Here is a 544-nt window from a genome sequence, read left to right on the forward strand (position 1 = left end):
ACCCTTACGGGAGCCAGCCGCCTAAGGTGGGGCAGATGATTGGGGTGAAGTCGTAACAAGGTAGCCGTATCGGAAGGTGCGGCTGGATCACCTCCTTTCTAAGGAATATGTGAACGGTGAAGGTGTATACCTTACCTACTAGCAGAAGAGAACGATGTTCTCACAGACGAATTAACGGCATTGTTTTTTGTTCAGTTTTGAAGGTTTGATCTTTTTTTCATTCCTAAAAATGAGTAAGGGCCTGTAGCTCAGCTGGTTAGAGCGCACGCCTGATAAGCGTGAGGTCGATGGTTCAAGTCCATTCAGGCCCACCATCCTTACTCTTTATATTACTACTAAGGGGCCTTAGCTCAGCTGGGAGAGCGCCTGCTTTGCACGCAGGAGGTCAGCGGTTCGATCCCGCTAGGCTCCACCAATTTGTTCTTTGAAAACTGGATAATATCGTATAAAAGTAACCAAGCAATAAAACCGAGTAATCGCCATTTTAGGTATTTTTATCAGCAAAGAAAAAGAAGCGTAGCTTATTTTTTTTGTAGGTTAAGTT

Annotated in this window: 2 tRNA genes and 1 rRNA gene; all 3 read left to right on the plus strand. The window is 44.9% G+C overall.

The window, feature by feature from the left end:
- Nucleotides 1-98 (plus strand): 16S ribosomal RNA (locus tag QYG89_RS17085); the annotation flags it as partial.
- A 139-nt stretch (nt 99-237) separates the two neighbouring features.
- A tRNA-Ile gene (locus QYG89_RS17090) sits at nt 238-314 on the plus strand.
- Between the two features lie 25 nt (nt 315-339).
- A tRNA-Ala gene (locus QYG89_RS17095) sits at nt 340-415 on the plus strand.
- The last annotated feature ends 129 nt before the right edge of the window (nt 416-544 follow it).

Source organism: Bacillus lumedeiriae, from assembly GCF_044891285.1.
Lineage (GTDB): Bacteria > Bacillota > Bacilli > Bacillales > Domibacillaceae > Pseudobacillus > Pseudobacillus lumedeiriae.